Origin of the sequence: Exilibacterium tricleocarpae, from assembly GCF_007004655.1 — a bacterium.
Lineage (GTDB): Bacteria > Pseudomonadota > Gammaproteobacteria > Pseudomonadales > Cellvibrionaceae > Exilibacterium > Exilibacterium tricleocarpae.
In genome coordinates this window covers 79,027-93,849 of the sequence record NZ_ML660109.1, presented here as the reverse complement: position 1 = coordinate 93,849, position 14,823 = coordinate 79,027, and the positions used below count along the sequence as shown (strand labels likewise).

Genomic DNA, 14,823 nt, shown 5'->3' with positions numbered 1-14,823 from the left:
GATTACACTTATCCCTTTACCCCCGGCAAGTAAACTGAGCAACCGAAGTGGGTATCTGTGACCGGTGTCACTAGATGCGTAGCCCTTATAAGCAGGAAGACTGAATGCGCAAACAACTATTCCCATATGTAGCACGTTTTTTATGCAGTGACACGCGACTGCGGGCCCGGCGATACGGGTATGAAATTCGCCGTCGACTGCGGCGGCAGCCCCACTGCGTGGAGGTGTTCCTGCGTATCGACGATCCCTACAGCTACCTGTTGTTGCAGGTGCTGCCGCAATTGCAACAGCGCTTCACCTGCCGGCTGCGCTGTTGCACCACGCTGGAGCTGGCGCAGGAGATGTTTCCCGACTACCGAAAATGGGAACAAAACGCCTGCCGTGACGGCGTTTACCTGGCGGGCTTATACGGTCTTGCCTTTCCCGCCAGGCCTCCCGCTTTTACACCCGCCGCAATAACCGCTGCCACGGCGCAGCTGGCCGCGGCGGAGACGGAACCGGACTTTATCGGGCGCGCCCTGAATATCTATCATGCGTTCTGGTCCGGCGCGGTGCCGGCAGGTCAGTTGAGCGCTGTCCTGGCGCAGCGCCTGCGTGCCAACGAACGACGACGCCGGACACTCGGCCACTATATGAGCGCCATGTTGTATTACGGTGGCGAATGGTACTGGGGTCTCGACCGCCTCGATCATCTGGAGCGGCGCCTCAACGCCCTGGGGCTGGCGGCGGACGGACGCGCGCGGGTCGACTTCGATCGCACCTACCGGGACTTCTGTCGCCACGGGCAACCGGGCGCCGCACAGCAACCGCCGCTGCTGGTTTACTTCTCCATTCGCAGCCCCTACTCCTATCTGGGTCTGGAGCGGGCGGTCGCCCTGGCGGCACATTACCGGCTCACACTGGAAATCAAACCGGTACTGCCGATGTTGATGCGGGGCATGGCGGTGCCGCCGGCAAAAAAGTGGTATATCTTTCTCGACACCAAACGCGAGGCGCGCAAGTTCGGTATCGACTACGGCTTTGTCGCCGATCCGTTGGGAGCCGGCACCGAGCGCTGCTACGCGCTGTTTGAGTACGCCAGGTCGGCGGGTAAAGCGGTGCCCTATCTGCTGAACTACGCCCGCGCGGTCAACCGCGACGGTATCCGCTCAGAGACCGATGCCGGCCTGAAAACCATTTTGGCCCGCACCGGCCTCGACTGGGATAAAGCCAAGCCGCTGCTGCACCGCGACGAGTGGCGCAGTTGGGCGGATGCCAACCTGGCGGAACTGTTTACCCTCGGACAGTGGGGTGTGCCCTGCTTTAAATTTGGTGCCACAGTGGCCTGGGGGCAGGATCGCCTGGATGTGATTGAGAGGGCCGTGGTCCGGGGCCGGTCTGATTAACGAATAGCCTTGTTCTCGTTGCGGTGGCCAAAAAGTCCGCCATATGCCGGTGGATATAACGACGGCCGTTGATGAGCTTAAACCTCGAATCAGAACAGGTAGCCCAACTTATTGTCGACCTCATAATGGCATGTGCAGATGTGAGGGAATCAAAAAAGAAACTGGAAGAGGATAAAAGCCATTTAATAAACCAGCTACATCACATTACAAAAAAGAATTTTGGAGAAAATATCACAGAGTGGGTAGATTGGTTTAAAAATTTCAATGCAAGTGAAGAGGACAGATTCTATGTGACTATGGCATTGCGAATTCACAACACGCGCATGAAACACGAAGCGGCTATTGAGAAAAGAATAACAAGGAAAAAAGACGATTCGTAGCGACCTCCGGTATAGTCCTACCGGATAATTCACCTGATTATGATGATGGCTTCGGAGCAGAGCCGCCCGGGCACCATTGAAAGATCAGTATCAATAGTTCGCATACTGCCCCGGTAGTTTTAAGGTCCGATAACCAGCACCTCAACCATGAGAGACAAGTCAACCAGTCTATTGACACAGTGCGGGGGCCCTGAACACTGACCAAAGAGACCACAGCTCTCAAGCGGCATGTATCTAGATGCGGCACAGTACTAATCTGCGGCTTTCCAATTCTCCTTCGTCTAGATAGAATCATTCCGCTTTCCATCCACCCACCTATCGACAGGATGCATCATGCGCTTTTTTATCGCCGCTTTACTGTGTAATCTGCTCTGGATGCCTGCAGCCGGTCTCGCCGAGGCTGAGATAGTCACCCCGAAAATGCGGCAAACCGCTGAAAAACTGGCGGCGACGGCCCTGCAGGATACCACCGCCTATGACTTGGTCGAGTCTCTGACCACCGAAATCGGGCCGCGCCTGGCCGGCACCGAGGCCGAGGCCCGCGCCCGGGACTGGGCAGTGAAGAAATTGAAACAGCTCGGTTTCAAAAATGTGCGCATAGAACCCTTTGAAGTGCCCCTGTGGCAGCGCGGTGTCGAGAAGGCGGAAATCACCTCGCCCTTCCCCCAACCCCTGTATATCACCACTCTCGGCGGCAGCGTGGCCACCCCGCCCGAAGGGGTGGAGGGCGACCTGGTCTCCTTCCCGTCACTGGCGGCGCTGCAGGCGGTGCGCGCAGGCAGTTTGCGCGGCAAGATCGTCTTTGTCGATCAGGTCATGACCCGCACGCAGGACGGTTCGGGCTACGGCGTGGCGGTGCAAAAGCGGCGGGAGACCGCCTTTGCAGCCCATAAAGCCGGCGCGGTGGGCGCTTTAATCCGCTCCGTTGGCACGTCCAGTCACCGCTTTGCACATACCGGCCAGATGAAGGCAATCACCGATACAAGCGTCGGGCCAAGCGTACCCTCTGCAGCCTTGTCCGCCCCGGATGCGGACCAGTTGGCACGCGCCCTGAGTCGCGACGAGCCGTTGCGGTTGCGGCTGACATTGACCCCGCAAACCCAGGCCCGCGCCCCGTCGGGTAATGTGATCGCCGAAATTCCGGGCCGGGAACGGCCCGATGAAATTGTACTGATCGGTGCCCACCTCGATTCCTGGGACCAGGGCACCGGGGCGGTGGATGACGGCGCCGGGGTCGGCATTGTGACCGGCGCCGCCAAAGTCATCATGGACAACCTGCGCCGCGCCCCCAAGCGCACCATCCGCGTGGTATATTTCGGTGCCGAGGAGGTGGGACTGGTCGGTGCCAAAGCCTATGCCGAGGCCCATAGCCGCGAACTGGAAAACCATATCGTCGGCACCGAGTCCGACTTTGGGGCCGATAAAATCTGGCGCTTTGACACCCGTATCGCAGAGGCAAAACTGCCTGTTGCCAAGGCTATTGGAGACGTGCTGCTGCCGCTTGGTATCGGGCCGGGCAACAACGAGGCCAGCGGCGGACCGGATATGAAATACGTGCGCGAAGCGGGGGTACCGGTGGTAACGTTGTTGCAAAACGGCTGGGATTACTTCGATCTGCACCACACGCCGAACGACACACTGGACAAAATCGATCCGGCTAAGCTGGCGCAGAACGTTGCGGCCTATGCGGCCTTTGTTTATCTGGTTGCGGAAATGGATGAGGATTTTCGGGAGTAAAATCTCCGTCGCCCCGGGCGGCAGCCATGCCGTCCACAAACGCAGTGATAACCAGCCACTTTTGTCTATAGGGTCAGTCTGTCGCCCGCTGAAGGTTTGGCGTAATCACACTCGCTGAAGGCGCCTACTTTTGGCGGTGGAACAGTCTGTCGACCCTATACGATACTTATTGATCTTGATTAAAAATACCGGAGGTAGGTCTGCCTCTGGATGGTTTTATCTCCCGGAATCTGTATGCCGGCAAATGGATAAGAATAACAACGCAAGAAACGGAGTGCAGCCAGCGGCCCACCGCCCTAAAGTTCACCCCGACCCGACTTAGTTTACAATACTCACCGGTGGCTTGACTGCCACCCGCTGCGGGCGGAGGCCTGACACCATGTTCGACAACCTCAGTGAAAAGGATTGCTGGCGCGCACTCGAAAATCGTGACGCCAGCTTCGACGGGCGGTTTTTTTTCGGCGTCGTAACCACCGGCGTTTACTGCCGCCCCTCCTGCCCGTCGCGGCGGGCGAAACCGGAAAATGTGCGCTTTTATCCCTCGGCCGCCGCGGCAGCCGCCGCCGGCCTGCGGCCCTGCCTAAAATGTCAACCGCAGCGGCAGTCGTCCGAAGCCATGGCCGCGGTGGCCGACTTTATCGACACCCACGTCGATGAGACGCTGTCACTGGCGCGACTGGCGCGGGAGTTCAAGCTCAGCACCTCACACCTGCAGCGCCGCTTCAAGTCCGCTTACGGCGTATCGCCCAAGCAATACCAGAACGCGGCGCGCCTGAACCAATTCAGAACATCGCTGCGCCACGGTAGCGATGTCACTGAGGCGATCTTCGCGGCCGGCTTCGGTTCCACCAGCCGCATCTACGAACAGGTCGACGGGCACCTGGGTATGACGCCTTCGGCTTACCGGGATGGCGGCAAAGGCGAGACCATTGCCTACGCCATCCGCACCACCACCCTGGGACATCTGTTGATGGCGGCGACCGATCGCGGGGTCTGCTTTGTGCACTTCGGCGCCGGCGAGGCCGCCCTTACCGCCGCGTTGCAGCACGAATACCCCAACGCGACCTTGAGCCGGTCGGCGGCGGAATCCGCCCCCGCCCTCAACCAGTGGATCGACGCCCTGAACCACCACCTCGACCGGGGCAGCCCGGCACCCGCACCGCCGCTGCATTTAAACGGCACCGCTTTTCAGATGCGGGTCTGGCGCTTTCTGATGAGCGTGCCCGAGGGCGCAGTGGCCAGCTACACCGAAGTGGCCCGGGGTATGGGCGCACCCAAGTCCGCGCGCGCCGTCGCCAATGCCTGTGGCGCCAACAATATTGCGCTGCTGATCCCCTGCCACCGGGTGTTGCGCAGCGACGGTTCGCTTGGCGGCTACCGCTGGGGCACAGAGCGCAAGCGGGCGCTGATCGATACCGAACGCAGCCGCGCAGTCACCGCGACCACGCGCGCGGCGAACTCAAACAGTTAAGGAGCGACAGCAGTGAGTTGCACTGAAAAACTGCAGGCACTCGACTGGGAAGCTTTGCAGCGGGACCTCGATCACCGGGGCTACGGACTGACACCGCCGCTGCTCAGCGCCGCCGAGTGCGCCGGCCTCGCCTCGCTTTACGATCACCCCGACAACTTCCGCACCACCGTGGTTATGGCCCGCCACGGGTTTGGCAGCGGAGAGTACAAGTACTTTCGTTATCCGCTGCCGCCGCTGGTGCAGGCGCTGCGCACCCTGCTGTATGAGCAGCTGGCGCCGCTCGCCAATCACTGGGCGCAAGCACTGCGACTGCAACAGCACTGGCCGGACAACCACGCCGAATTGCTCGAACTGTGCCGGCGCCAGGGCCAGACCCGCCCCACCCCGCTGCTGCTCGATTACAGCACCGGCGATTACAACTGCCTGCATCGGGACCTATACGGAGACCTGCATTTTCCCCTGCAGGCGGTAATTCTATTGAGCCGTCCCGGTGAGGACTTCGACGGCGGCCTGTTTACGCTGGTGGAAAACCGCCCGCGCCGACAAAGCCGCTGCGAAGTCCCGCCGCTCGGTTTTGGGCAGATACTGGTTTTTCCGGTACGGGATCGCCCGCGCCCGTCGGTGCGAGGTTACGCAAGAGCCAGCATGCGTCACGGCGTCACCACAATCAGCCGCGGCCATCGCCGCACCCTGGGTATCATTTTTCACGACGCCTTGTAAACGGGAACTTAGTGGTTGCAGCGAGTTCTAAATTTGCGATTTTATTATGTCGGAGCCGCCGGGCCAGCATGAGACACTATTATTTTACAGCACCCGCCAGCGTCGCCGCCCGCCATGATCAGCATCATTATTCCGACTCTGGATGAGGAGCAGGCCCTGCCCGCGACACTGGCGGCACTGCGCTCTCAGCATGGCATCAACGAGGTCATTGTCTGCGACGGCGGCAGCACCGATGCAACCCTTGCCATAGCCGCCGACTACCGGCGCCGGCTGCCCGAGTTGCGCGTTATCTCGGCGCCACGCGGTCGCGGCAGCCAGATGAACGCCGCCGCCAAAGTGGCCCGCGGCGAGTGGTTGTTGTTTCTGCACGCCGACACCCTGTTGCCGCACCAGGGACTGGAGCACCTGTTGCAACAGGCAGATCGACACGGCTTCGAGGCCGGTTGTTTTACCCACCGCTTTTCCGGCAGACACTGGGGGCTGCGCCTGATTTCCTGGCTGCACAACTGCCGTTTTCGCAAAACCCGCGTTATTTACGGCGACCAGGCGATGTTCGTGAAAGCATCGCTGTTTCAGCTATTGGGCGGCTTCGCAGAGCAACAAATGGAGGACGTGTTGTTTGGCGAAAAACTCGCCCAGGTCTGCGAACCGTTTATGCTGCCGGACAAAATCGTCACGGATTCTCGAAAGTTTTTACAACTCGGCGTCTGGCGTGCGCTGTTTTACGTGATCGGCATTCAACTCGCCCACGAGCACCGAAAGCCCATCCCTCACCAGCGTTTTTTTGGTGACTACCGTTAACTCACCTTAGCGACAGACCAGGCCCAAGCCGGCATCAGAACAGAGCGCTTCAACGCTCGGCAGCGGCCGGCTCGTAGCGGTATCCCCGCCCCGCCATCGCCTGCAACACCCAGTGATTGTCCGGCGAAATCGACAGCGCGGCCGCATAGTGATCCTGTTCTTGCCGGCGCCGGTTTTGGTCTGCGGCCACCCGCCCGAGCCACAGGTGCAAATCCACCAGTCCCCAATCTATGGCCGCCGGGCGCGTCGTGGCGGCCGCCCGGGCCAGACCGGTTTCCAATAACTCCCGCGCCTCGGCAACACTGCCGCCGAACAGGGTAGGGGTTTGAAACTTGACCACCCCTTTCATCAGGTAGGCGCGGGGATTGCCGGGGTCCAGTTCCAGGCCGCGATCGATCAACCGATTGGCGCGCGGTGCCAGATAAACCGCTTTTACCGGGCTGCGCAAGATTTCCAGGCCGTAGACAGCCGCCAACAGCACCATGGCCTCGGCAAACTCGGGGTAAGCGCGCAGCAGTTCACGCAATTGCTCGATAGCCTGAGCCAATACCGGTTTGGCGCTGGCCGGTCGCTGCTGCTGCAAATAAGTCGCCGCCAGGCGATAGCGCGCGTAGGCGACCAGGTAACGGCTGTCGCGTTCGCCGGCACTCGCCGGGCGGTCGTCCAGTTCGGCAACCTGAGATCGCAACCGGGTGGCATCGGCGCGGGCAAACGCCTGCTCTACCGCGGCAAAATCGACCTCGGCAGCAGCCGCGCCAGCGGCACACAGCAGCGAAGCGCAAAATAACAACCAGCGCCTGAGCAACACCGGACCCGGCCCGCTATCGCCGCCGCACTGTTATTGATGGCGCAATTGAATTTGCCCCGTCACAGAGACTGTCATGGCGCTGCTGCCGCCCTCCACTGAAGGGTCGGCGACACTTTCGTTCATGGCAAACGCCTTCATGCGCATCTGCGGCATCGGCGGGTGATAGCCGCCGGTATTGATGGCCAGATTGACAATATCGTAGTTGCTGGCAGCCATGGTTTTCGCCACGACTTTGGCTCGCGTCTTGAACTGATCAAGCGCTTTCACCAACAGCGCATCTTCGGTGCGACGACGGGTTTCCGGCGTGGGCGTAAACTGCATGGCATCGAGTTTCAGCCGCTGTTGCAGATCGCCGATCAAATCGGTTAACACGCCGAATTCTTCAGTCTCGATATGCAGCTGTTGCGAGGCCCGCCAGGCCACGATCTTGCCGCTTTTGTAAACCGGTGAGGTATGGTACTGACCGGTGCTGACGGTCAGGGCCTTTTTATTCTTGGCCAGGCTCAACGCCCACTGCATCTGCTGATTGACAGTATCGGCCGCCTCGGCGGCGCGATTCGATTCGTGAGTGGCCGACAGGGTGGCCTGCATCAGGTCGTTCTCGACCATCTGCTGTGCTTCGGCGGTAAAATTATAGAGGTTGTAATGGAGTTCATCGGCCGCCAGGCTGACGCCGCTGGCCAGCAACGAGACCAGCAGCGCCGCAGAAGCAAATACCGTAGTTTTCATAGAGTTACCTTCGAGTGTTACTGTTGTTGAGAACAATTGTTAAGAACCGTTGTTGAGAACCGTTGTTGAGAACCGTTGTTGAGAACCATTGTTGAAAACAATTGTTGGGAGTTGTCTTCGCAGAGAGCTGCCTTTGGTGTAAAGCGGCCTTCGCTAAGTGTTGCCGGCGTTATACAAATTAAATCCCCGGCCGGCAAATCTTTTCAACGCCAATTCTGTTGGAAAAGTGTAACAACGCACAGATGCCTGCCGCAGTGCGGCGACCGGATCGTCCGCTGTGCGGTGCCGCGCGCGGCTTCTACCACTGCGAGTAATAGCGCCTGCGGTCGATCGGTAGTACCTGCCAGTTAACAACGATTGCCCGGGGTCACCGATGCCTGCTGCTAACGGCTCTCTCAGGGCTGATCCCAACAGCACTTCACCGAAGGTGATCTGCACCCACTTGATAACACGCTCCCGCTTCAGCAAGCATCATCGAGCACTGTCCCTCTCGGACAGCAATATTTACAATAGGTGCCCGGGCACGCCTGCCACCTATTGGCAGAGAGGGTAATTGCCGGCCAAATCTCCCGTTGCCGGCGGCAACCGTTTCCTGCGGCCGGTGCCGGCCGCGCACTTTAAACCCGGCTACTTTAACTCTACAATGACTTGAGAAAAACAGGTTCAAGAACAGCCCGAGAAAAACAGCGTCAGGCGGCAACCGATGAGCGACTCCCCCGGCACTGATCGCGATTCTGCCGGCAACCGGGATGCCGACCAGATCGACAACACGATCACTGAAGTCATCGACACCCTCAAACACCAACCCGGCGCCCTGCTGCCCATTCTCCACGGCATTCAGGCCCGCCTGGGTTATGTTCCCGCCGCCGCGGTGCCCGCCATCGCCAGGGCGCTGAAACAGACCCGCGCGGAAATCCATGGCGTCATCAGCTTCTACCACGACTTTCGCGAGCGGCCCCCCGGGCGGCATCTGCTGCGCCTGTGTCGGGCCGAAGCCTGCCAGGCGCGCGGCGCCGGCGTTTTGGAAGCACACGTCAAACAGGTGCTCGGGCTCGACTACCACCAGACCACGGCAGACGGCGAGTTTTCACTGGAACCGGTGTACTGCCTCGGCAACTGTGCCTGCGGGCCCTCGCTGCGCATCGACAACCACAGCGGCTCCAGCATCCTCGGCAGGGTGGACGCCGAGCGTTTCGACCAGCTTGTCGAAGCGCTTACCCGCGTCGCGGTGGAGGTGCGCTGATGACCGCCAGGATTTACGTGCCCCGCGATACCACCGCCCTGGCCCTGGGGGCCGATGCCGTGGCCACCGCGCTGGCCGCCGCGGCCGAGGCCCGTGGAGAAAACGTTGAGATCGTGCGCAACGGCTCCCGCGGGCTGTTCTGGCTGGAACCGCTGGTCGAGGTGGAAGCGACCGCCGGCGCCGGGCGCGTCGCCTACGGCCCGGTCGGCGCAGGCGATATTGATAACCTGGTTGATGCCGGTTTGCTGCGCGGCGCCCGGCACCACCCGCTGTGTCAGGGGTTGACCGAACACATTCCCTACCTGGCCGAGCAGCAGCGCCTGACCTTTGCCCGCGCCGGTGTTATCGACCCGCTGTCGCTGGATGACTACCTGACACACGGGGGTTTCAAAGGGCTGCAAAAGGCGCTGTCAATGTCACCCCGGACGATTATCGACGAGGTGCGGGCCGCCGGTTTGCGGGGACGCGGCGGCGCCGCCTTCCCCACGGGAATAAAATGGCAGACGGTGCTTGAGGCGCCGCTCAATCCGGCAGCGACTGCCGCCAAGTACCTCGTCTGCAACGCCGACGAGGGAGACTCGGGCAGCTTTGCCGACCGGCTGGTGATGGAGGCGGACCCGTTTATGCTGATCGAGGGCATGCTGATCGCCGCGCTGGCGGTGGGCGCCAGCCGCGGCTATATCTACCTGCGCTCGGAATACCCCAATGCCCATCGTATTCTCGAGCGGGCCATCGCCCTGGCCGAGCAACATCGTTATCTGGGTGCCAATATCTGCGGCAGCGATAAGACCTTCCACCTCGAGGTGCGACTCGGCGCCGGCTCTTATATCTGCGGGGAGGAGACGGCGCTGCTGGAGAGCCTTGAGGGCAGGCGCGGAGAGGTGCGGGCCAAGCCGCCACTGCCGGCCGTCGCCGGCCTGTTCGGGCAGCCCACTGCGATCAACAATGTGCTGACCCTGGCGGCAGTGCCGTTTATTCTCGCCGAGGGCGCCGCCGCCTATACCGCCTATGGCAGCGGTCGCTCCAGCGGCACCATGGCATTCCAGCTGGCGGGCAATATCGCCCGCGGCGGCCTGGTGGAGCTGGCCTTCGGGGCCACCCTGTCCACCCTGCTGCAACACTTCGGCGGCGGCACTGCCAGCGGCAGGGCTATGCGCGCGGTGCAGGTGGGCGGCCCACTGGGTGCTTATCTGCCGGCCTCGCAATGGGATACGCCACTGGACTACGAGGCCTTTGCGGCGCTGGGCGCGCTGCTCGGCCACGGCGGCATCGTGGCCTTCGACGACAGCGCCGATATGGCGGCCCAGGCCCGTTTTGCGATGGAATTCTGCGCGCTGGAATCCTGCGGCAAGTGCACACCCTGTCGCATCGGCTCCACCCGCGGCGTGGAGGTAATCGAGCGCCTCTGCCGGGGCGACGACCGCGACGCCGATCTAACTCTGCTGCGGGACCTATGTGATACGCTGGCGGACGCCTCACTGTGCGCCATGGGCGGTATGACCCCCTACCCGGTACGCAGCGCGATCGATCACTTTCCCGCCGACTTCGGACTCGAACCCGAGGGACACGACCATGATTGAGTATTTTGACCCCGGCCCCGACAACGGCGAGCGGGATTTGGGCACACCGGCCCCGGCGCAGCGCGCCCCCGATCCCGCGGTTACCGTGACCCTGGCAGTGGACGGCGTGGCGATCAGCGTGCCGGCAGGCACCTCCGTCATGCGGGCGGCGGCGCTGGCCGATATCAATATTCCCCGGCTGTGCGCATCCGACAACCTGCAGGCATTCGGCTCCTGCCGCCTCTGCACGGTGCAGATCGACGGCCATAAAGGCTACCCCGCCGCCTGCACCACCCCGGTAGCCGAAGGCATGCGGGTCACCACCCAAAACCCGAAGCTGGCGCGACTGCGGCGCCAGGTGATGGAGCTGTATATCTCCGACCACCCGCTGGACTGCCTTACCTGCCCCAGCAACGGCGACTGCGAGCTGCAGGATATGGCCGGTGCCGTCGGCTTGCGGGAGGTGCGCTATGGCTTCGCCGGCGCCAATCACCTGGACGCCAAAGCGGATGCCAGCCATCCCTATTTCACCTTCGACCCCGGCAAGTGTATTGTCTGCTCACGCTGCGTGCGCGCCTGCGCCGAGGTCCAGGGCACCTTTGCGCTCACCATTCAGGGCCGCGGCTTCGACGCCAAAGTCGCCGCCGGCCAGGGTGACGCGTTTATCGACTCCGACTGCGTCTCCTGTGGCGCCTGCGTCCAGACCTGCCCCACCGCCACCCTGATGGAAAAAAGTGTGATCGAGCAGGGCCAGCCGGAGCACAGCGTCATCACCACCTGCGCCTACTGCGGTGTCGGCTGTTCGTTCAAAGCGGAAATGAAGGGCGATCAGTTGATCCGCATGGTGCCCTACAAAAACGGCGGCGCCAACCGCGGGCACGCCTGCGTCAAGGGCCGCTTCGCTTTCGGCTATGCCACCCACCGCGACCGTATCACCGCACCGATGATCCGCGAGACGATTGAACAACCCTGGCGCAGCGTCTCCTGGGAGACGGCGCTGGCTTTTGCCGCCGAGCGTATCAAGGCCGTCCAGCACCGCTACGGTCGCGACAGCGTCGGCGGCATTACCTCTTCGCGCTGCACCAACGAGGAAACCTACCTGGTACAAAAACTGATCCGCGCGGCATTCGGCAACAACAACACCGACACCTGCGCCCGGGTCTGCCACTCCCCCACCGGCTACGGCCTGAAGACCACCATCGGCGAATCGGCCGGCACCCAGACCTTCGAATCGGTGATGCAGGCCGATGTTATTGTCGTTATCGGCGCCAATCCCACCGACGCGCACCCGGTGTTCGCCTCGCAATTGCGCCGGCGCCTGCGCCAGGGTGCCGGGTTGATTGTCGCCGACCCCCGCCATATCGATTTGCTCGACACCCCCCACGCCGGCGGCGGGCTGCACCTGCCGTTGCGGCCGGGCACCAACGTGGCACTGATCAACGCCCTGGCCCATGTGGTGGTGGCCGAGGGCCTGGAGGACAAAGACTTTATCGAGCGGCGCTGCGACGCCGATGCTTACCGGTCCTGGCGGCGCTTTATTCTCGCGCCGGACAACGCTCCCGAGGCCACTGCGGCTGTCACCGGCGTGGCCGCTGCACAGGTACGCGCTGCCGCCCGCCGCTATGCCGCCGCACCCAATGGCGCCATCTACTACGGCCTCGGGGTTACCGAGCACAGCCAGGGCTCCACTATGGTGATGGGCATTGCCAACCTGGCCATGGCCACCGGTAATATCGGTCGCGCCGGGGTCGGGATCAATCCGCTGCGCGGCCAGAACAATGTCCAGGGCTCCTGCGATATGGGTTCCTTCCCCCACGAACTGCCGGGCTACCAGCATATCGCCGATACCGCGGTGCGGCGCCGCTTCGAGCGGGCCTGGGGGGTCAGCCTGGACCCGGAGCCGGGCCTGCGCATTCCCAATATGTTCGACGCCGCCATCGAGGGAACCTTCAAGGCCCTGTACGTACAGGGCGAGGATATCGCCCAGTCAGACCCCAATACCCAGCATGTGGAGGCGGCCCTGACGGCGCTGGAATGCCTGATCGTGCAGGATATTTTTCTTAATGAAACCGCCAAGTTTGCCCACGTGCTGCTGCCCGGCGCGTCGTTTCTCGAGAAGAACGGTACCTTTACCAACGCAGAACGCCGTATCAACCGGGTGCGCAAAGTCATGCCGCCGCTGGCAGGCAAGGAGGACTGGGAGGTGACCCAGGCGTTGTCCAACGCCCTCGGTTACCCGATGGACTACCGCCACCCCGCCGAAATCATGGACGAAATTGCCAGCCTGACACCGAGTTTCGCGGGCGTCAGCTACGCCAAGCTCGAGCGTCTTGGCAGTATTCAATGGCCCTGCAACGACGACCACCCCGAGGGGATGCCGATCATGCACGCGGAGGATTTCCCGATCGGCAAAGGCCGTTTCGCCATCACCGGCTATGTGGCCTCCGAGGAGCGCGCCAGCCGGCGCTTTCCGCTGCTGCTGACCACCGGCCGCATACTCAGCCAGTACAACGTCGGCGCCCAGACCCGCCGCACTGCCAACCAGTTATGGCACGCCGAGGATGTCCTCGACATCCATCCCCAGGACGCCCAGGAGCGAGGCATCAGCGACGGCGACTGGCTCGGTATCAGCAGCCGTGCCGGCGCCACCGTGATGCGCGCCCGGATCAGCACGCGCACGCAACCGGGCGTGGTCTACACCACCTTCCACCACCCCCACAGCGGGGCCAATGTAATCACCACGGACAACTCCGATTGGGCCACCAACTGTCCCGAGTATAAAGTGACGGCAGTGCAGGTGGAAAAGGTCTCCCGGCCCTCCCATTGGCAGCGCCGCTTTGAAGCATTCAAGACGCGGCAGGAAAGTCTCTTCCAACGCGCCCGGCAAACGGTGGGAGAACAGACCTGATGTCCGCCCGCCAGCCCGGCGAGGGGACGGCGCCAACAGCCGCCTACCGGCGCACGGCAGTGCGGCGCTGGCACCCACAGCAGCCTGCCGCAGCGCCGCTGAGCGAGCCACTGGCGCAGGAAGCAGCAGTGGCACTGGTATACAACGGTATTTCCCATGTGGTGATGATGGCCAGTCCCGATGCCCTGGAGGACCTGGCGCTCGGGTTCAGTCTCAGCGAAGGCATAGTGAGGAGCACGGACGATATCTACGCTGTGGAGGCCCACCGCCACCCCCCGGGCCACGCGGTGAATATCCGCATCAGCGCCGCCTGTATGGCACAGCTCAAACAGCGGCGTCGCAATCTCACCGGCCGCACCGGTTGCGGCCTGTGCGGCACGGAATCGCTGGAACAGGCGGTGCGCGCGCCGATTCCGGTCGGCCCTGCCTGCAAGCCCAGCGCTGCCGCCGTGCAACAGGCGCTGGCGACACTGGCGGGCGCCCAGCCTCTACAGGCCCTGACCGGTGCCTGCCACGGTGCCGCCTGGTGCGACATGCAGGGCAAAATACACTTGCTTCGCGAGGACATTGGCCGCCACAATGCCCTCGACAAGTTGATCGGCGCCCTGGCCAATACCGTCATCGACCGGCACCAGGGCTTTGCCCTGGTATCGAGCCGGGCCAGCTATGAAATGGTACAAAAGGCCACTAGCGCCGGTATTACCGCCCTGGTCGCGGTATCGGCCGCCACCGCGCTGGCGGTGGAACTCGCCCGCGCATCCGGACTCCATTTGATAGGGTTTGCCAGACAGGGTCGTCACACTATCTACACCAACTGAAGCCAGCCATAATGAACAGCGACAACAGCAGACAGGACCACCTTATCCGCATGCTCAACCAGATCTCGGCCAATCACCAGCATCGCGACGACGACGAAGCGGCAGCGCAGGCGGTGGCCAACCATGTGGGGAAGTTTTGGGCGCGTTCGATGAAAGAGAAGATTATCGGCTGCTCAGCGGCGGAAAAAGCACAGTTGTCGCCAATTGCGCTGCGCTCGGTGGCCCTGCTCGAGGGCGATGACCTGCCGCCCGGGAGGGCTTAGC

The 14,823-nt window shown here is 62.2% G+C and carries 13 protein-coding genes; 11 read left to right on the top strand and 2 right to left on the bottom strand.

Annotation, left to right across the window (positions count from 1 at the left end; translation table 11 throughout):
• The first annotated feature begins 104 nt into the window (after nucleotides 1-104).
• The 6 genes from FKG94_RS25035 to FKG94_RS25010 all read left to right on the top strand — a co-directional run bounded on the left by FKG94_RS25035 (nucleotide 105) and on the right by FKG94_RS25010 (nucleotide 6,494).
• Nucleotides 105-1,385, top strand: coding sequence for a DsbA family protein (locus FKG94_RS25035; protein ID WP_142929694.1), 1,281 nt, complete (start codon nucleotides 105-107; stop codon nucleotides 1,383-1,385).
• Between the two features lie 71 nt (nucleotides 1,386-1,456).
• Nucleotides 1,457-1,765, top strand: a complete 309-nt coding sequence (locus tag FKG94_RS25030; protein ID WP_142929693.1) for a hypothetical protein — start codon at nucleotides 1,457-1,459, stop codon at nucleotides 1,763-1,765.
• A 333-nt stretch (nucleotides 1,766-2,098) separates the two neighbouring features.
• Entirely contained in the window at nucleotides 2,099-3,502 is a 1,404-nt protein-coding gene (locus tag FKG94_RS25025; protein ID WP_142929692.1) for a M20/M25/M40 family metallo-hydrolase, read from the top strand.
• Between the two features lie 379 nt (nucleotides 3,503-3,881).
• Nucleotides 3,882-4,973 carry a bifunctional DNA-binding transcriptional regulator/O6-methylguanine-DNA methyltransferase Ada gene (ada, locus tag FKG94_RS25020; RefSeq protein WP_142929691.1) on the top strand — a complete coding sequence of 364 codons (1,092 nt, stop codon included), beginning with the start codon at nucleotides 3,882-3,884 and terminating at the stop codon, nucleotides 4,971-4,973.
• Nucleotides 4,974-4,985: 12 nt separating this feature from the next.
• The gene (locus FKG94_RS25015) at nucleotides 4,986-5,693 is read left to right on the top strand and encodes a 2OG-Fe(II) oxygenase (RefSeq protein WP_142929690.1); all 708 of its coding nucleotides are present in this window, start codon (nucleotides 4,986-4,988) and stop codon (nucleotides 5,691-5,693) included.
• Nucleotides 5,694-5,807: 114 nt separating this feature from the next.
• Nucleotides 5,808-6,494 carry a TIGR04283 family arsenosugar biosynthesis glycosyltransferase gene (locus FKG94_RS25010; protein WP_142929689.1) on the top strand — a complete coding sequence of 229 codons (687 nt, stop codon included), beginning with the start codon at nucleotides 5,808-5,810 and terminating at the stop codon, nucleotides 6,492-6,494.
• A gap of 49 nt (nucleotides 6,495-6,543) precedes the next feature.
• Here FKG94_RS25010 and FKG94_RS25005 read toward each other — a convergent pair whose 3' ends face one another.
• Complete coding sequence (locus FKG94_RS25005) at nucleotides 6,544-7,302, bottom strand: tetratricopeptide repeat protein (RefSeq protein WP_142929688.1); 759 nt, start codon at nucleotides 7,300-7,302, stop codon at nucleotides 6,544-6,546.
• A 30-nt stretch (nucleotides 7,303-7,332) separates the two neighbouring features.
• Nucleotides 7,333-8,031 (bottom strand): SIMPL domain-containing protein, encoded by a 699-nt coding sequence (locus FKG94_RS25000; RefSeq protein WP_142929687.1) that lies wholly within the window; start codon nucleotides 8,029-8,031, stop codon nucleotides 7,333-7,335.
• Nucleotides 8,032-8,734: 703 nt separating this feature from the next.
• On the opposite strand from FKG94_RS25000, the gene FKG94_RS24995 reads away from it, so the two are divergent.
• From FKG94_RS24995 to FKG94_RS24975, 5 genes are read left to right on the top strand one after another with little or no spacing between them, the layout of a single operon-like run.
• Nucleotides 8,735-9,274 (top strand): formate dehydrogenase subunit gamma, encoded by a 540-nt coding sequence (locus FKG94_RS24995; RefSeq protein WP_142929686.1) that lies wholly within the window; start codon nucleotides 8,735-8,737, stop codon nucleotides 9,272-9,274.
• Nucleotides 9,274-10,854: a formate dehydrogenase beta subunit gene (locus tag FKG94_RS24990; protein ID WP_142929685.1), complete on the top strand. Its 1,581-nt coding sequence runs from the start codon at nucleotides 9,274-9,276 to the stop codon at nucleotides 10,852-10,854. The genes FKG94_RS24995 and FKG94_RS24990 overlap by 1 nt, the downstream gene beginning before the upstream one ends.
• Nucleotides 10,847-13,741, top strand: coding sequence for a formate dehydrogenase subunit alpha (gene fdhF / locus FKG94_RS24985; protein ID WP_142929684.1), 2,895 nt, complete (start codon nucleotides 10,847-10,849; stop codon nucleotides 13,739-13,741). The genes FKG94_RS24990 and fdhF overlap by 8 nt, the downstream gene beginning before the upstream one ends.
• Nucleotides 13,741-14,559 (top strand): formate dehydrogenase accessory sulfurtransferase FdhD, encoded by an 819-nt coding sequence (fdhD, locus tag FKG94_RS24980; protein ID WP_142929683.1) that lies wholly within the window; start codon nucleotides 13,741-13,743, stop codon nucleotides 14,557-14,559. The genes fdhF and fdhD overlap by 1 nt, the downstream gene beginning before the upstream one ends.
• Nucleotides 14,560-14,570: 11 nt before the next feature.
• Complete coding sequence (locus FKG94_RS24975) at nucleotides 14,571-14,822, top strand: formate dehydrogenase subunit delta (protein ID WP_142929682.1); 252 nt, start codon at nucleotides 14,571-14,573, stop codon at nucleotides 14,820-14,822.
• Nucleotide 14,823: the final 1 nt, after the last annotated feature.